Origin of the sequence: Ferruginibacter sp. (assembly GCF_028288465.1) — a bacterium.
Taxonomy (GTDB): domain Bacteria; phylum Bacteroidota; class Bacteroidia; order Chitinophagales; family Chitinophagaceae; genus Ferruginibacter.
Genome location: NZ_JAQBNR010000011.1, coordinates 161689 through 176294, shown reverse-complemented (window position 1 = coordinate 176294; position 14606 = coordinate 161689). Strand labels below are relative to the sequence as shown.

Annotated in this window: 15 protein-coding genes and 1 pseudogene; 11 read left to right on the top strand and 5 right to left on the bottom strand. The window is 41.3% G+C overall.

Translation table 11 applies throughout. The features are described 5' to 3' along the window. Positions 1 to 95: 95 nt before the first annotated feature. Complete coding sequence (locus JWR61_RS04625) at positions 96 to 791, top strand: response regulator transcription factor (RefSeq protein WP_290340464.1); 696 nt, start codon at positions 96 to 98, stop codon at positions 789 to 791. A 94-nt stretch (positions 792 to 885) separates the two neighbouring features. On the opposite strand, the gene ruvB is transcribed toward JWR61_RS04625, so the two are convergent. Then, on the bottom strand, positions 886 to 1917 hold the full coding sequence (gene ruvB / locus JWR61_RS04620; RefSeq protein WP_301926675.1) for a Holliday junction branch migration DNA helicase RuvB: 1032 nt from the start codon (positions 1915 to 1917) through the stop codon (positions 886 to 888). Between the two features lie 168 nt (positions 1918 to 2085). On the opposite strand from ruvB, the gene JWR61_RS04615 reads away from it, so the two are divergent. From JWR61_RS04615 to JWR61_RS04605, 3 genes are all read left to right on the top strand, one after another. Next, positions 2086 to 2514, top strand: a complete 429-nt coding sequence (locus JWR61_RS04615) for a MarR family winged helix-turn-helix transcriptional regulator (protein ID WP_301926674.1) — start codon at positions 2086 to 2088, stop codon at positions 2512 to 2514. Positions 2515 to 2567: 53 nt separating this feature from the next. Next, positions 2568 to 3458: an NAD(P)H-binding protein gene (locus JWR61_RS04610; RefSeq protein ID WP_301926673.1), complete on the top strand. Its 891-nt coding sequence runs from the start codon at positions 2568 to 2570 to the stop codon at positions 3456 to 3458. Between the two features lie 80 nt (positions 3459 to 3538). Further along, positions 3539 to 4186 (top strand): NADPH-dependent F420 reductase, encoded by a 648-nt coding sequence (locus JWR61_RS04605; protein ID WP_301926672.1) that lies wholly within the window; start codon positions 3539 to 3541, stop codon positions 4184 to 4186. 55 nt (positions 4187 to 4241) lie between these two features. Here JWR61_RS04605 and JWR61_RS04600 read toward each other — a convergent pair whose 3' ends face one another. Continuing rightward, positions 4242 to 5516 (bottom strand): OmpA family protein, encoded by a 1275-nt coding sequence (locus tag JWR61_RS04600; RefSeq protein ID WP_301926671.1) that lies wholly within the window; start codon positions 5514 to 5516, stop codon positions 4242 to 4244. Positions 5517 to 5696: 180 nt separating this feature from the next. Here JWR61_RS04600 and JWR61_RS04595 point away from each other — a divergent pair, with 180 nt between their 5' ends. Both JWR61_RS04595 and JWR61_RS04590 read left to right on the top strand, forming a co-directional pair. After that, positions 5697 to 6758 carry a sensor histidine kinase gene (locus JWR61_RS04595; protein WP_290340470.1) on the top strand — a complete coding sequence of 354 codons (1062 nt, stop codon included), beginning with the start codon at positions 5697 to 5699 and terminating at the stop codon, positions 6756 to 6758. A gap of 13 nt (positions 6759 to 6771) precedes the next feature. After that, positions 6772 to 7500, top strand: coding sequence for a LytTR family DNA-binding domain-containing protein (locus JWR61_RS04590; protein WP_290340471.1), 729 nt, complete (start codon positions 6772 to 6774; stop codon positions 7498 to 7500). Positions 7501 to 7516: 16 nt separating this feature from the next. Here the strand turns inward: JWR61_RS04590 and JWR61_RS04585 are convergent, their stop codons facing one another. Beyond that, complete coding sequence (locus JWR61_RS04585; protein ID WP_301926670.1) at positions 7517 to 8368, bottom strand: geranylgeranylglyceryl/heptaprenylglyceryl phosphate synthase; 852 nt, start codon at positions 8366 to 8368, stop codon at positions 7517 to 7519. A gap of 21 nt (positions 8369 to 8389) precedes the next feature. On the opposite strand from JWR61_RS04585, the pseudogene arfB reads away from it, so the two are divergent. From arfB to JWR61_RS04570, 3 genes and pseudogenes are all read left to right on the top strand, one after another. After that, positions 8390 to 8794: pseudogene (gene arfB, locus JWR61_RS04580) on the top strand (alternative ribosome rescue aminoacyl-tRNA hydrolase ArfB); the annotation flags it as partial. Beyond that, positions 8795 to 9547: an MbnP family protein gene (locus tag JWR61_RS04575; protein WP_301926669.1), complete on the top strand. Its 753-nt coding sequence runs from the start codon at positions 8795 to 8797 to the stop codon at positions 9545 to 9547. Between the two features lie 16 nt (positions 9548 to 9563). After that, a complete protein-coding gene (locus JWR61_RS04570; RefSeq protein WP_301926668.1) occupies positions 9564 to 10598 on the top strand; it encodes a cytochrome-c peroxidase in 1035 nt (344 codons plus the stop codon). Here JWR61_RS04570 and JWR61_RS04565 read toward each other — a convergent pair. Both JWR61_RS04565 and JWR61_RS04560 read right to left on the bottom strand, forming a co-directional pair. Continuing rightward, positions 10595 to 10927, bottom strand: coding sequence for a hypothetical protein (locus tag JWR61_RS04565; RefSeq protein ID WP_301926667.1), 333 nt, complete (start codon positions 10925 to 10927; stop codon positions 10595 to 10597). The genes JWR61_RS04570 and JWR61_RS04565 overlap by 4 nt on opposite strands. 76 nt (positions 10928 to 11003) lie before the next feature. Beyond that, positions 11004 to 11642, bottom strand: a complete 639-nt coding sequence (locus JWR61_RS04560; RefSeq protein ID WP_301926666.1) for a hypothetical protein — start codon at positions 11640 to 11642, stop codon at positions 11004 to 11006. A gap of 188 nt (positions 11643 to 11830) precedes the next feature. Between JWR61_RS04560 and JWR61_RS04555 the strand changes: the two genes are divergently transcribed. Beyond that, entirely contained in the window at positions 11831 to 13339 is a 1509-nt protein-coding gene (locus JWR61_RS04555; protein ID WP_301926665.1) for an oligosaccharide flippase family protein, read from the top strand. Between the two features lie 233 nt (positions 13340 to 13572). Beyond that, on the top strand, positions 13573 to 14589 hold the full coding sequence (locus tag JWR61_RS04550) for a metallophosphoesterase (RefSeq protein ID WP_301926664.1): 1017 nt from the start codon (positions 13573 to 13575) through the stop codon (positions 14587 to 14589). Positions 14590 to 14606: the final 17 nt, after the last annotated feature.

Below are 14606 nucleotides of genomic sequence, written 5' to 3'. Positions count from 1 at the left end.
CGCCCCTGTACAATAAGACCTTTAACAAAAAAATAGGCATTATATTCGCTGCATCAATTTTGATTTAATTTTATTTGCCATTAAACTTTTAAAACATGGAAGCAGCAAAACCCAAAATATTATTGTGCGAAGATGATACCAACCTGGGTATGGTCTTAAAAAATTACCTTGAACTGAACGATTATGATGTAGTGCTGGAAAGAGATGGCCGTCTAGGCCTGGCCGCATTTCAACGGGAAAAATTTGATATCTGTTTACTTGATGTAATGATGCCGAATATGGATGGCTTCACATTAGCTGAAGAAATCCGCGATATCAATCCCGATGTGCCGTTATTTTTCTTATCGGCCAAAACAATGAAAGATGACATTATACAGGGATACAAACTGGGGGCAGATGACTACATTACCAAGCCGTTTGACAGTGAAGTGTTATTATTGAAAATAAAAGCCATTTTAAAACGCAACGAAGAAATGCACCGTGAAGAAGTGAACGCAGAGTTTGATATGGGCAAGTATCATTTCAACCCACGCCTGCGGGAGTTGGTGTATGAAGGAAAGGTGCAAACCTTATCACCCAAAGAAAACGAATTATTAAAGATGCTGTGCGAGTATAAAAATGATTTGTTGCAGCGGGAGATTGCCTTAAAGAAAATCTGGGGCAGCGATACTTATTTTAATGGCCGCAGCATGGATGTCTACATCGCCAAATTGCGCAAGTATTTGAAAGAAGACAGTACCATTGAAATTGTGAATATTCACGGCAATGGCTTCAGGTTAGTAGCAGCATAGCATATAAACAACCAATCATACATTTCAGGATTATAAAAAATGCCAAAGTTCAAAAAAACTTTGGCATTTTTTATTTTATAAGCAGGGTAAAATCCTAGAACAATGCGCCGGCAAAGCCTGCGCCGGGTGCTGCTTTACCGAGATGCTGATAGGCTTTGGCAGTGGCTTCCCTGCCCCTTGCAGTACGTTGCAAAAATCCTTCCTGGATTAAAAATGGCTCGTATACTTCTTCCAGTGTGCCCGGCTCTTCCCCTACCGCGGTGGCAATAGTAGTAATACCTACAGGTCCTCCCTTAAATTTATCAATGATGGCATTCAGAATACGGTTGTCCATTTCATCCAGGCCATGCTCATCTACATTCAATGCTTTTAAGGAATGCTGTGTAATGCCAATATCAATGTTGCCATCGTTTAGTACCTGGGCAAAATCACGAACCCTTCTTAAAAGTCCGTTGGCAATACGTGGTGTGCCGCGGCTGCGCCGTGCAATTTCATCTGCGGCAGCTGTCGATATGGATGTGTTTAATATCGATGCAGACCGCAAAATAATTTTCTGCAATGTGGCAGCGTTGTAATATTCCAACCTTGATTTGATCCCGAAACGGGATAACAGCGGTGCTGTAAGTAAACCGCTCCTGGTAGTTGCGCCAATCAGCGTAAAGGGGTTTAAATTAATCTGTACGCTTCTTGCATTTGGACCACTGTCAATCATAATATCGATGCGGTAATCTTCCATGGCAGCATATAAATACTCTTCCACCACATTACTGAGGCGGTGTATCTCATCAATAAATAATACGTCGTTGGTTTCCAGGTTGGTTAGCAGTCCTGCCAAATCACCGGGCTTTTCAATTACAGGACCGCTGGTTTCCTTAATGGTTACTCCCAGCTCGTTGGCTACAATACGGCTAAGTGTGGTTTTGCCTAATCCGGGCGGGCCATGAAATAAAATATGATCCAGGGCCTCCCCTCTTATTTTAGCTGCCTTAATAAATATCCTTAAGTTCTCTATCGTTTGCGGCTGGCCTGAAAAATCGGCCATTTCACTGGGCCGGATATTATTTTCAAAATCCTTTTCCGCAGGGCTCAGTGCTTCTCCATCCTTATTTAAATTCGGGTTTGCCATGCTGTAAAAATAATCATTTAAGCAATGAGGTGATGGCTAATTTTTAGGGTTGTTTTGCAGAGCTTTTTAAAAAGCGCCATTTTTAAATTGCGGAAAAATTAACCTTTAAAAAAATAAAGAGATTAATATTTGTATATACAAACAAAATGTTTTTACTTTGTGTTTGTTATGAAAGCATCAGGAAGCAGGTTCAGCAAGTGTTTATATTTTTCGGCCAACGCTTTTGCCCGTAAAGTGGAGAAGCTGGCTACTAACAGCTGGAAGAAAATCAACCTTACTCCCAGTCATGCCTATTTGCTGATGACCGTTATTGAAGAGCCGGGTGTACAGCCTGGAAAGCTGGCAGAAGAAATGCAGCTTACACCCAGTACCATCACACGTTTGATAGAAAAAATGGAAGAAAATAAATTGGTGGTTCGAACGACTGAAGGCAAAGTAACCAATGTATATCCTACACCAAAAGCCAACCAATTATATCCGCAAATGAAAGATTGCCTGGATGAATTTTATACGAATTGTATTTCCATTTTAGGGGCGGAAGAAATGAAGCGGACGGCAATAAACATCAACAAACTAAGCGACAAACTAAGCAGCTAAAATTTTTTTCATTATTATTTGTATATACAAACATTAAACAACAGACCATTATTATGAAGTACGTTATCACCGGCGGCGCAGGCCATATAGCTGCAGCACTCACAGAAAAATTATTGAAAGCAGGTCACAGTGTGACAATCATTGGCCGCACTGCCGGCAATTTGCAAGGTTTGGTTAGCCAGGGAGCCACAGCAGCTGTGGGTTCGCTGGAAGATGCGGGCTTTGTAACAGCCACATTCGCTGGCGCAGATGCAGTCTACACGATGATACCGCCTAATTTTGCAACCGACAATTTCAGGCAATATCAAAAAAACGTAGCCAGTAATTATATTGCTGCCATTAAAGCCAACAACATTCAACGCGTGGTGGTACTCAGCAGCATTGGTGCACATATGGGTATAGGTGCAGGTCCGGTGGACGGGTTGGCAGAATATGAAGGATTATTGAATCGGCTCACGGATGTAAATATTAAAGTATTGCGTCCATCATACTTTATGTATAATTTATTCAACATGATTCCGCTCATCAAAAACATGCAGATTATGGGCGCCAACTTTGGTGGCAGTGGAGAAAAACTGGTACTGGTGCATACCAATGATATTGCAGCAGCAGCGGCCGAAGAATTACTGGCGTTACATTTTACCGGGAATACGATACGGTATGTTGCAGGCGATGAAAGAACGGGGGCCGACATAGCGGCTGTATTAAGCAATGCCATCAATAAACCCGGTATCCCATGGGTGGAATTTACGGATGAACAGTCGTTACAAGGTATGAAACAAGCCGGTCTCACCGAAGAATTTGCAGCAAGCTATACTGCCATGGGCAAGGCGTTAAGAGAAGGAAAAATGCAGGAAGATTATTGGAAGAATCACCCGGCATTGAGTAGTACCAAGCTGGAAGATTTTGCAAAAGAGTTTGCTGCGGCTTACGCACAACAGTAATTTTTACAATGCATTTTTTGAACTATTAAACTGGTATCAAATTGGCGGTGAAGCTAACATCTTATCATTAAACAATTTGTATGAAAGCAGGTATAATAGGAAGCGGCATTGTTGGCAGGGTGCTGGCTTCCGCACTTTTAAAAGAAGGAAATGAGGTAATCCTCGGCACGAGGAACCCGGCAAAAGAAGAAGTTGTAAAATGGAAATCAGAAAACACGGGCGGTAACGTCGGTACCTTTGAAGAAGCAGCGGCTTTTGGCGAACTGATTATTTTAGCGACCAAGGGAGCCATTGCCGCAGATGCCGTACGGCTGGCTGGTCCTGCTAATTTCACAGGTAAAACAGTCATTGATACTACCAACCCCATTGCGGAAGCTCCTCCGGTGAATGGCGTATTGCAGTACTTTACATCTCCCAACCAATCCTTGATGGAATCATTGCAGGAGTTACTTCCGGAGGCTCATTTAGTAAAGGCATTTAACAGTGTTGGCGCTAACAAAATGTATAAGCCCGATTATAAAGAAATTGTTCCTACCATGTTCATTTGCGGAAACAACGAAGCAGCAAAAAAAATGGTCACTTCCATCTTGACAACATTTGGCTGGGAAACGGAAGACCTTGGAAAAATTGAAGCTGCCAGGGCAATTGAACCGCTTGCCATGTTATGGTGCATACCGGGCATGCTGAACAAACAATGGACACACGCTTTTAAATTATTGAAGCAATAACTTCCTGAAAAAAAATCCCTCCGCCTTAATATGCGGAGGGATTTTTATATAAAAACTATTTCGATTTTACATTGATCGCTACCCTCCGGTTCATGGCTTTACCTTCGGTTGTAGCATTATCGCCGATTGGAAATTGCGGACCGTAGCCTTTAGCCCCTGTGATTGATTTTGCTCCTGCACCCAATTTTTTCAATTCGGCAACCACTGCGTCTGCACGTTTTTGTGAAAGGCCTGTATTGAAAGCAGAGTCGCCCACGTTATCAGTATAACCGCCCAGTTTAAAACTGGCCGCCGGGAAAGCTTTACTGATAGCCACTATATTTTTTAATTGATTTGAACTGGCCGAATCAATTTTAGCACCACCGGTTACAAAGCGCACATTGGTAAATTCAAACCAGTTGCCTTTTACCGTATCAATCTTTGCAGAAGCATCCGACAAAAATTTGTATAACCTGTTTTCGGTAGAATTTTCTCCGACGGTTAAAGAACCTGCTCCATTTGGTAAATCAATGGTGATCATTTTTCCAAGGTCGTACACATAATTTCCGCTTGTATCAACCTTGCCTGTAACGGCAAGTTCCGTAACTGCTAAAGGTTTCTCTTTAACAGTTGAATCGACTGTGGTTGCGACTGTCTCAGTTTCAGATTTGCTGGTGTTACCTCCAAATAAATACCAGGCTGCTGCGGCCAGCAATACCAGTAATAATAGGGGTAGTAACCATTTAATGCCGGTACCCGCAGGCTCTGCTGCTGCTTCTGTATACTGGCTGGCGGCAGTGGTAATATGATGACTTGCTGATGTCGTTGCACCGGTGATGGCACTTAAATTTAAACCTGCCGGGATAGCATTATTTATATTTTCTTTTTGGCTGCTTAGCAAATTACTTAAACCGGTGGCATTCAGCTGATTGCTGTTGACTTGTTTTCCTAAAAACCCCACTATGATAGGCGCAACAATACTAAGTAAAGAACTGGCCGATGCCGGCCGTAAGCCAGAAAAGCCAGACAATGATCCGGTAAGTCCGTTTGCTTTATCGCCAAAAATATCGATTAATAACGCCGCCCCTTTATTTAGGAGGCTGGTGTTATCGTTTCCAAAAAATCCGGCAGGTTCTGGTTGAGTCTGGCTTTGTTCGTTCACCATGCGGAATACTGCATCTGCCCCTGCAACAGTGGAAGATTGCTCTGCCAAGCCGCCTAATACCGCCGGCACAATGCCCGTTAAGGCTTTGCGCACACCTGTTTCGCTTTCGCCTAAAAAAGAGCCTGCCTTATCTGCCAATTCGGTGGAGATGAGCTTGTTTGCTGCTTCAACTAAATTGAATGACATAGTGTATGTTGTTATTTAAAAGATTAATTGTTGATTACAAGGTTATAAACTTTTTTACAAAAAGCAAGTAATCAACATAATTTATTAATATTGGCTGATGTAACCTCTTACAACGGCATATTACCATTAATAAAATCGCCGGGAGGGCCGCAGGAATGTAATTTGTAAATTTGTATTCTCATGTTAAAAAAGATATCAAAATATTGGGTTTGTCAACTTGCAGGCTGGGGCGCAAGCATGGCCATATCTACTTTCTTTTATTTAACCTTGTCGGTACGAAAAGTAGATAATTTTGTACTGTTGATATTAATCAGCGTATTGCTGGGCATTTTGATTACCCACCTTATGCGTATGGTGATACGGGAATATAAAGTATTGGAAAAACCCATTCAAACGCAGATTATTGCTTTTATTACTTTAACCATTGTATTTTCTGTTGTTTATGCCTGCGCTGATGTTGCGATAGAAAATATCTTTAATTTAAGAGATACCGGTGGCCCTAAAATATCACTTGCCAATGAAGTAGCCCGCACAGTGATCAATAACTTTTTTATACTTTTAATTTGGAACCTCATCTACTACACTTATCATTATGTTGAGCGTAACAGGCGGCAGGAAGTGGATACTTTAAAATTACAATCGGTTGTAAAAGAGCTGGAACTTAAAACCATTAAATCGCATATCAATCCCCATTTTATTTTTAATGCCTTAAATAGTATCAGGGCGCTGGTAGATGAAAATCCAACCCGTGCAAGAACCGCCATTACAGAGCTCAGTAATATTTTACGCAGCAGTATGCAGGCAGAAAAACTGGAGACCGTGCCACTGGAAAGGGAATTAAACATTGTAAAAGATTACCTGGCGCTGGAAAAAATGCGTTTTGAAGAAAGATTAATAGTGGAAATGGATATTGATGAAGACACTTTGGGGCAACCTGTACCGCCCATGATGTTGCAGACGCTGGTGGAAAATGCCATCAAACACGGCATCAGCAAAAGAATTAACGGGGGTACAATCAGGGTCATTTCTGATTTTGTAAATGATCATCATGAGCTGGTTGTGCAAAACTCAGGACAGCTGAACGGCTATGTAAATGATGATGGATTTGGTGTTAAAAGTACTCAATACCGGCTGAATTTATTATACCAGGGCAAGGCAACTTTTGAAATTAAAAACACTGAGTCTGATATGGTGGAATCGAGGATCACCATGCCTGTATCATTTGTAAATGTAAACCAGTAAACAAATTGTAAATATGCACAGAGCTATTATAATAGACGACGAACGTTTAGCAAGAAATGAACTGAAAAAATTATTGCTTGAATTTCCGGATGTGGAAGTAATTGATGAAGCTGCCAACGCAGCCGAAGGCATTGAAAAAATTGATTCGCTTAGCCCGGACTTGATTTTTCTGGACATACAAATGCCCGGCAAGACAGGCTTTGATATGCTGACGGAACTCGACAAGGCGCCGCATGTAATTTTTACAACTGCCTATGACGAATATGCACTGAAGGCTTTTGAAGTAAATGCGCTGGATTATTTAATGAAACCCATTGAGCCAAAAAGATTGGCCGATGCCATCCAGAAATTACAACAGGCGGAAGAAAAAGAACTGGCAGCCAACCAGGCCTTTAACCGCGGCATGCTCACTGAAAATGACCAGGTTTTTGTAAAAGACGGGGAACGTTGCTGGTTCGTAAAACTATCTGAAGTAAGGCTGTTTGAAAGTGTGGGCAATTATGCGAAAGTTTTTTTTGCAGGGAACAAACCGCTGATTTTAAAATCGCTGAATGCACTGGAAGAGCGGCTGGATGAAAAAGTATTTTTCAGGGCCAACCGCAAGCACATTGTAAACATGCGGATGATAGAAAAAATTGAACCCTATTTTAACGGTGGCTTATTGCTGGAACTAAGGGGTGGTGAAAAAGTGGAAGTAAGCAGACGACAGGCCGTTAAATTTAAAGAGATGATGAGTTTATAATAACCGGGCGGAGATTTTATAGCACGCCCACACCTGCACTATGTACGGCAGCTGCCATTTCTTTGATAAGGGATGCATCTTTTTCGATGGCGTTGCCGACAACAATTACGTCAGCACCAGCTTTGCAGTTTAAATACACTTTTTCGGGATCGATAATGCCGCCTCCAATAATCAAAGGCACTTCAATGGATTGTGCCACTTTTTCAATCATGCTTTCGCTTATGGGGCGCATGGCGCCACTACCGGCATCCATATAAATTAATTTCATTCCCAGCATTTCTCCGGCCATGGCAGTACACATGGCGATTTCGTTTTTATCAGCAGGCAATGGGCTGGCATTGGAAATATAAGACACGGTTGTTGGAGCGCCACCATCTACTACCATATACCCGGTAGACATGATTTCGAGCCCGCTCTTTTTTACATTGGGCGCTGATACAACATGCTGGCCAATCAGCAATTCAGGATTGCGGCCACTGATTAAAGAAAGGTATAATAAAGCATCTGCAAAGCGGCTAACCTGTGCCGTACTGCCGGGAAATAATACGGTAGGAATAGAACAATTTTTTTTAATGAGCTGAAGACATTCATCCAGGTAATTGGAAATCACCAAACTGCCACCTACCAAAAAATAATCAACCTTTGCATTAACAGCCAACGCAATTAAATGCTCCAAATTCTGATCATTGACTTTATCAGGGTCAATTAAAACAGCAAATGATTTTTTGCCAAGCCGCTTGCGTTCCGTCAGTGAATGATATATACCTTTTAGCATCAACTCTTTATTCGTTACCCTGCAAATGTAAAAATTTTTAGCCTTATTAAATTTCTTATTAAGATAAAGATCGCGAAATGAATCTTTTAACATACCACCTTTTGTATAAATAGGGTAAATTTGAAAATGGATATTACCGCAGAAATAAAATTTAAAACAGCCCGCAGCGGCGGCAAGGGCGGCCAGAATGTAAACAAGGTAGAAACGATGGTGGAAGGCTACTGGAACATTGCAGCTTCTGCCCTGCTCAGCGAAGGTCAAAAACAGCTGGTGATATCCAAATTAATCAACAGGATAAATGCAGACGGCAACCTGCTGGTTAAAAGCCAGGAAGAACGCAGCCAGCTTGGCAATAAACAACTGGTTATTGAAAAAATGAATGCCCTTGTTACCAAAGCACTCATCATCCCCAAAAAAAGAAAACCTACCAAACCAAATAAAGCTGCCAAAGAAAAAAGGATCAACACCAAAAAGAAATCGGGCGAAATAAAACAAACCCGGATGAAAGTTAAATTGTAAATGATGAAGCCAGCTTTGTGTTTGTTGATTTTTTTCTGCGTGATTTTTCTTTTACCGCCGGCAACCGTAAATGCCCAGCAGCAACCCAATATTAAAATCAGTTTTATCAATTATGCCGGTAATCAACCATTGGTGCCAGACTCACTTTATGCCAATTGCTGGAAGGAAAATTATTCTGTAAGCCGGCTAAAATATTATATCAGCAATATTGCTTTACAAACAAGCAATCAAAAATGGAACGCTGAACAAAACAGTTATCACCTTGTCGATGAACCAGACAGCCTTTCAAAGAATTTTTCTTTTTATCTTCCTCCGGGTAATTATACAACGCTTTCTTTTTTAATTGGAGTAGACAGCCTGAAAAATGTAAGCGGCGCACAAACAGGTGCACTGGATCCATTAAACAGCATGTTCTGGACCTGGAACAGTGGTTATATTATGTTTAAAATGGAAGGCACCTCACCGCAATCTGCTGCTGTGAATAATAAAATAGAATACCATATTGGTGGATTTTCAGGTGTTGATAATGCCGTAAAAAAAATAAGGTTGCAGCTTGCCGGCACACCGGTTGCCGTTAATAATAAATCCATCACAGAAATTATTATCCGTGCTAATATTGACAAACTATGGAATGCAGCCACAGTACTTAAAATAACTGAAACCCCTGTCTGCACAATACCCGGGCCACTGGCAGGTAGCATAGCGGCCAATTTTTCAACCATGTTTGATGTACTAAAAATTGTTCAGCGATAAATTAACTTGCTCACTCTTGAAGATAAAAATTACTATATCGCTTTTGTTGATTGTGTTGATGGCATCTGCTTTTATACATCATCAGCCGCCACATAAACTAACTTACTTAAAACTGGTTATTCCAAAAGGCTGGCCCCAGCCGCCAACCAATATTTTTGCCACCAATCCATTAACGGAAGAAGGCTTTCAGCTGGGCCGTAAATTATTTTATGATGCCAGGCTGAGCAGGGACAGCAATTTTTCCTGTGCCGGCTGCCACCAGCAGTTTGCGGCATTTGCTACTTACGATCACGACTTCAGCCATGGCTTTAATAATAGTTTTACCACCCGCAATGCACCGGGCCTGTTCAACATCGCCTGGCAAAAAGAATTGCATTGGGATGGTGGCGTAAATCATATAGAAGTTCAGCCATTGTCGCCATTTACGGCGGTTAATGAAATGGCCACTACCCTGCCCGAGATATTAAAAAAGCTAAAAGCAGATACAGCCTACGCAAGGCTTTTTAAAAATGCGTTTGCCGATGGTATGATCAACAGTCAGCACATGCTGAAAGCCCTGGCGCAATTTACCGGCAGCATACAATCATACAACAGCAAATACGATAAAGTAAAACGTGGAGAAGATAGTTTTACGGTGAGTGAAGCATTGGGCTATAAAACTTTTATGGCCAGCTGTAACAGCTGTCACAGGGAACCTTTGTTTACGGATAATTCTTTCCGCAATAACGGACTGCCGCTGAATAGAAAATGGATGGATAAAGGCAGGATGACAATCACCGGCAACCTGGCCGATTCCTTAAAATTTAAAGTACCCAGCCTGCGGAATATTTCTCTTACATTCCCTTATATGCATGATGGAAGACTGGTACGCGTGGGCAAAGTGATTGATCACTACCGGAACGGTATTGATACTGCACAACCAACACTGGATATATTACTTAAAAAAAGAATTGCTATTTCCGACCAGGAAAAGGTGGATCTCATTTCTTTTTTATTGACTTTAAAAGATGATGTATTAACGCATGATCCAAGATTTAAGCAGCCCAATTAACGGTGCGGATCACCTTTATACCAGCGGAAAATAAACCATACAAAAGAAATAAATGCAGGCAGACCCAGCAACGATGGAATCGCTTTTACAAAGTCTGTCATCTTAATTTTTGCATTGCTGATGTTGCGGTCTATAAATATGTTATTGAGTGCAAATCCTATTAAAGCGGTTGTCCAGCTTAATAATAAAAGAGGAAAAAGAACGCCGGCATCCACTACGCCGTGTTCACGCCAGATAAAAACCCTGTATTGAGAAGGCATAAGAAAAACCACACCCAGTAAGATGCAGGAAATTAGACTTAGCAACAAAGAAAATTTCCAGAGTTTCATGGTTTTTATAGAATATCGGGCATAAAAAACGTGCAACTTTTTGCTGCACGTATATATAAACGATTTATATAAAAGATTATTGCCTGCGTTTCTCTTTCAACGTCTGCAATATCTGTTGCTGCTTTTCCATTTCAGTCTTCTGGGAAGCCTGCTTTTTTATATTTTCAGCGATATCATTTTCGAGTTTTGATTTCTTCTTTTGCAAATCATCCGCCGTTTCTGTCAGACTGCTTAAACTTTTGGCAGCTTTCTTAACAGCATCTTCCTGGTCGACGATTTGTTGCTCCAGATCATAGGCAGCTACCCGTACAGTAAGACCGTTCAGGTAATTTTTTGCGCTGTCAATCAATGCAGCATTGGTGGTATCTCCAATAAATTTATCAAAGCCGCCGGATATTAGCATGGTCACCGTGCACGCATCTTTTTCTTTCCTGCTCTTCCGGTCTGCCTTAAAGTACAGGTCGTAACTACCTGGTCCAAGTTGTGGCAGATGTACCCCGCGGTAGGTCATGTACCCCTTGGTATCCTTTCCCTTATATCCTAACTTTTGAAAATAATCTTCAAGAGAACTGGTGATTGTTTTTTCAGAAAAAGGAACATCCGTTTCAATACCAGGTTGTTTTGTTTTTTGATAATCGGCTGTTGCAACACGTGATTGCGCAAAGGAAGTCAGACAAATTGCTGTAGCCATTACAGCGAAGTAAAGTTGTTTCATAAACAGTTTTAATTTTCGTAAAGGTAACACTTGAACAAAATAACACAACAATAAAATTAAAATATGTTGTTAGTTAAGGTCAGCAACCCGACTGGAAAATGAAATTAAATGCCAAAAACACCGTTGATACTTTATAAGCGCAAAAAATAAAATATATACAAGTAAATTTGTCCCTAAACGTTTTTTAATTGAGCAATATAAAAAAATTAGCATCTCAAACCATGTGGTATGGGCTTAGTTCAATAGCCGCACGGTTAATCAACTACCTGCTTACGCCCTATCTCACGTACTCTGAAAACATCAAGACTTCTGATTTTGGTAAAATGGCGTTGATCTATGCAGCGCTTCCAATTCTCAATATACTGTTCACCTATGGTTTTGAAACAGCCTATTTCCGTTTCTCTTCCAAAGAAGAAAATAAGGATACCATTTATAACACTGCTTTCTTATCACTGTTATGTTCAACCATTGTCTTTACAGCGCTGCTCTGGTTCAACCAGGCAAGTTTCGGCAGCATTATCGGGCTGGGTAATTATCCGCAAATTGTTCAGCTGGGCATCTTAATTATTGCATTTGATACCTTGAGTACCATACCCTTTGCAAGGTTGCGTCAGCAGGGCCGCCCCATGAAATTTGCCTTTGTAAAAATTACCGGCATCCTGATCAATATCTTTTTTACCTGGTTTTTTATCAGTTACTGTTCGCACACCGTAAAGCAGGATCCCAATAGCTGGATCAGCATTATTTACGATACCAGCATTAACCCCATTGTGTATGTAGTATTGGCCAACTTAATTCAATCCGTTGTTACCTTACTTTTCTTATCAACCGAAATTGCCGCCATCCGTTTCAAGTTCGATACTAGATTATGGAAAGAAATGACGGTTTATTCTTTGCCCCTGATCATTGTGGGTATGGGTGGCATGGTAAATGAAACCTTTGACCGTCTGATGCTTAAATGGTGGCTGCCCGGCGATGCGATCGCCAACGATACACAGGTGGGTATCTATAGCGCCTGTTATAAATTATCCATCCTCATCACCTTGTTCATCCAGGCATTCCGCATGGGAGCCGAGCCTTTCTTTTTTAAACAGGCGGAAGGACAAAATCCGCAACGTGTTTTTGCAAGGGTAATGAAATTTTTTGTCATCATCATTTCACTGATGTTTTTAGCAGTGAGCTTGTTTATGCCCATCTGGAAAAATTTTATCGGTCCAAAATACTGGGACGGATTATCAGTAGTGCCCATCCTTTTACTCGCCAACATGTTCATTGGTATCTATTACAATTTAAGCGTATGGTATAAACTGGGTAACAAAACTTCAGCCGGTGCCTGGATCACAGTAGGCGGGGCTGTACTTACCACCATCATCAACTATTTATTTATACCGAAGTATGGCTACATGGCCTGCGCCTGGGCCACCTTTTTTTGTTATGGCAGTATGATGGTGGCCTCGTTTATCTGGGGCCAGAAAGAATACCGCATACCTTATGCCTGGAAAAAACTGGTTGCCTATATCGTAATTGTAGTGCTGCTTTTCTTCGCCCACAAAGGCATCACGGCAGTATGGAACAATAAATTTTTTAGCTTAACCATTGCCACCATTTTAACCGGGTGCTACATGTGGTTTATCGGCACGGTAGAAAAAAAGGAGTTGCCGCAGCTACCCGTTGTAGGAAAATATTTTAAAAAATAATTGTCCGGCAAAGAAGCTATGTGCAGCCGCATGGGCGTCGCACGCTTGTTCATTTTATCTTTATTGAACTTTTATCAAAGCGGTTCCGGCAGCGGATATCCCCACGTCCGTTTCAAAATACCTGCCAACCGTTTATAAACAATATTTCATACAACTGCATTAAATTCGTGTAATTCGTGCCTTAAAAATTCGTGTTCAAAAATCAGAGTAATAAAATCAACACCCGGCGGTTAATGCAAAAAATACTTCAAAAAATATTCAGGCCTTTCTTTATCTGGCTTGCCGGTAAGTTTGCTTCCGATCCTAAAAAGGAAGATGTTTTCAAATCTCTCGGCAAATTATACAATAACATCACTACACAAAAAAAGCGCTGTGGCATTGTGCTGGATATCAACCTGGCCACAGATAATTTTATCATTTTCAGCGATCAGCACAAAGGCAACAAAGACTGGGCGGATGATTTTAAAACCAACGAACACAATTACATTACGGCACTGCAATACTATCACCAGCAATGTTTTAATTTTATCAATTTAGGCGATGCGGAAGAGTTATGGAAGTACACGCCAGACCAGGTGATTCCGGAAAACGGAGAGGCATTAAAAGCAGAAGCCAGTTTTCAATCAGACAATAAATATTATCGCACTTTTGGTAACCACGACCTGTTATGGAAAAGCAACCTGGATGTGCAGCTGCACCTGAAAAATATTTTCCAAATGCCCTTGCCTGTTTACGAAGGCATTGTGTTAAGAACAGTTACTGAAAGTCAGAAAAAGCTCAGCCTCTTTTTAACTCATGGCCACCAGGGCGATAAAATGAGTGACAACAATAGTTTCAGCACCTGGCTGGTGGCACATGTTTGGTCGCCCATTCAGCGTTTTTTGGAAATCAATATCAATACGCCCGCCAACGACATTTACCTGCGTGACAAACACAATAAGTTAATGTACGAATGGAGCAGCCATAAAAGAAACCTCGTTTTGATAACCGGCCATACACACAAGCCTGTATTCGCTTCCGGAAAATATTCCGTTGCCGAAGAACACCAGATAAATGTTCCGGAAACCAAAGCAACTTTAAGGCCCAGCTACTTTAACACTGGTTGCTGCTGCTTCAACGATGGCGATATCACGGGCATAGAAATAGCCAATGGTTTTATCAGGTTAATCAAGTGGCACAGCGACAATAATATTCCGGCAAGAACGGTGTTGGAAGAAAAAAAGCTGGATGAAATTGAGCGGGAACTATAACTGCCACCAGCCTACCA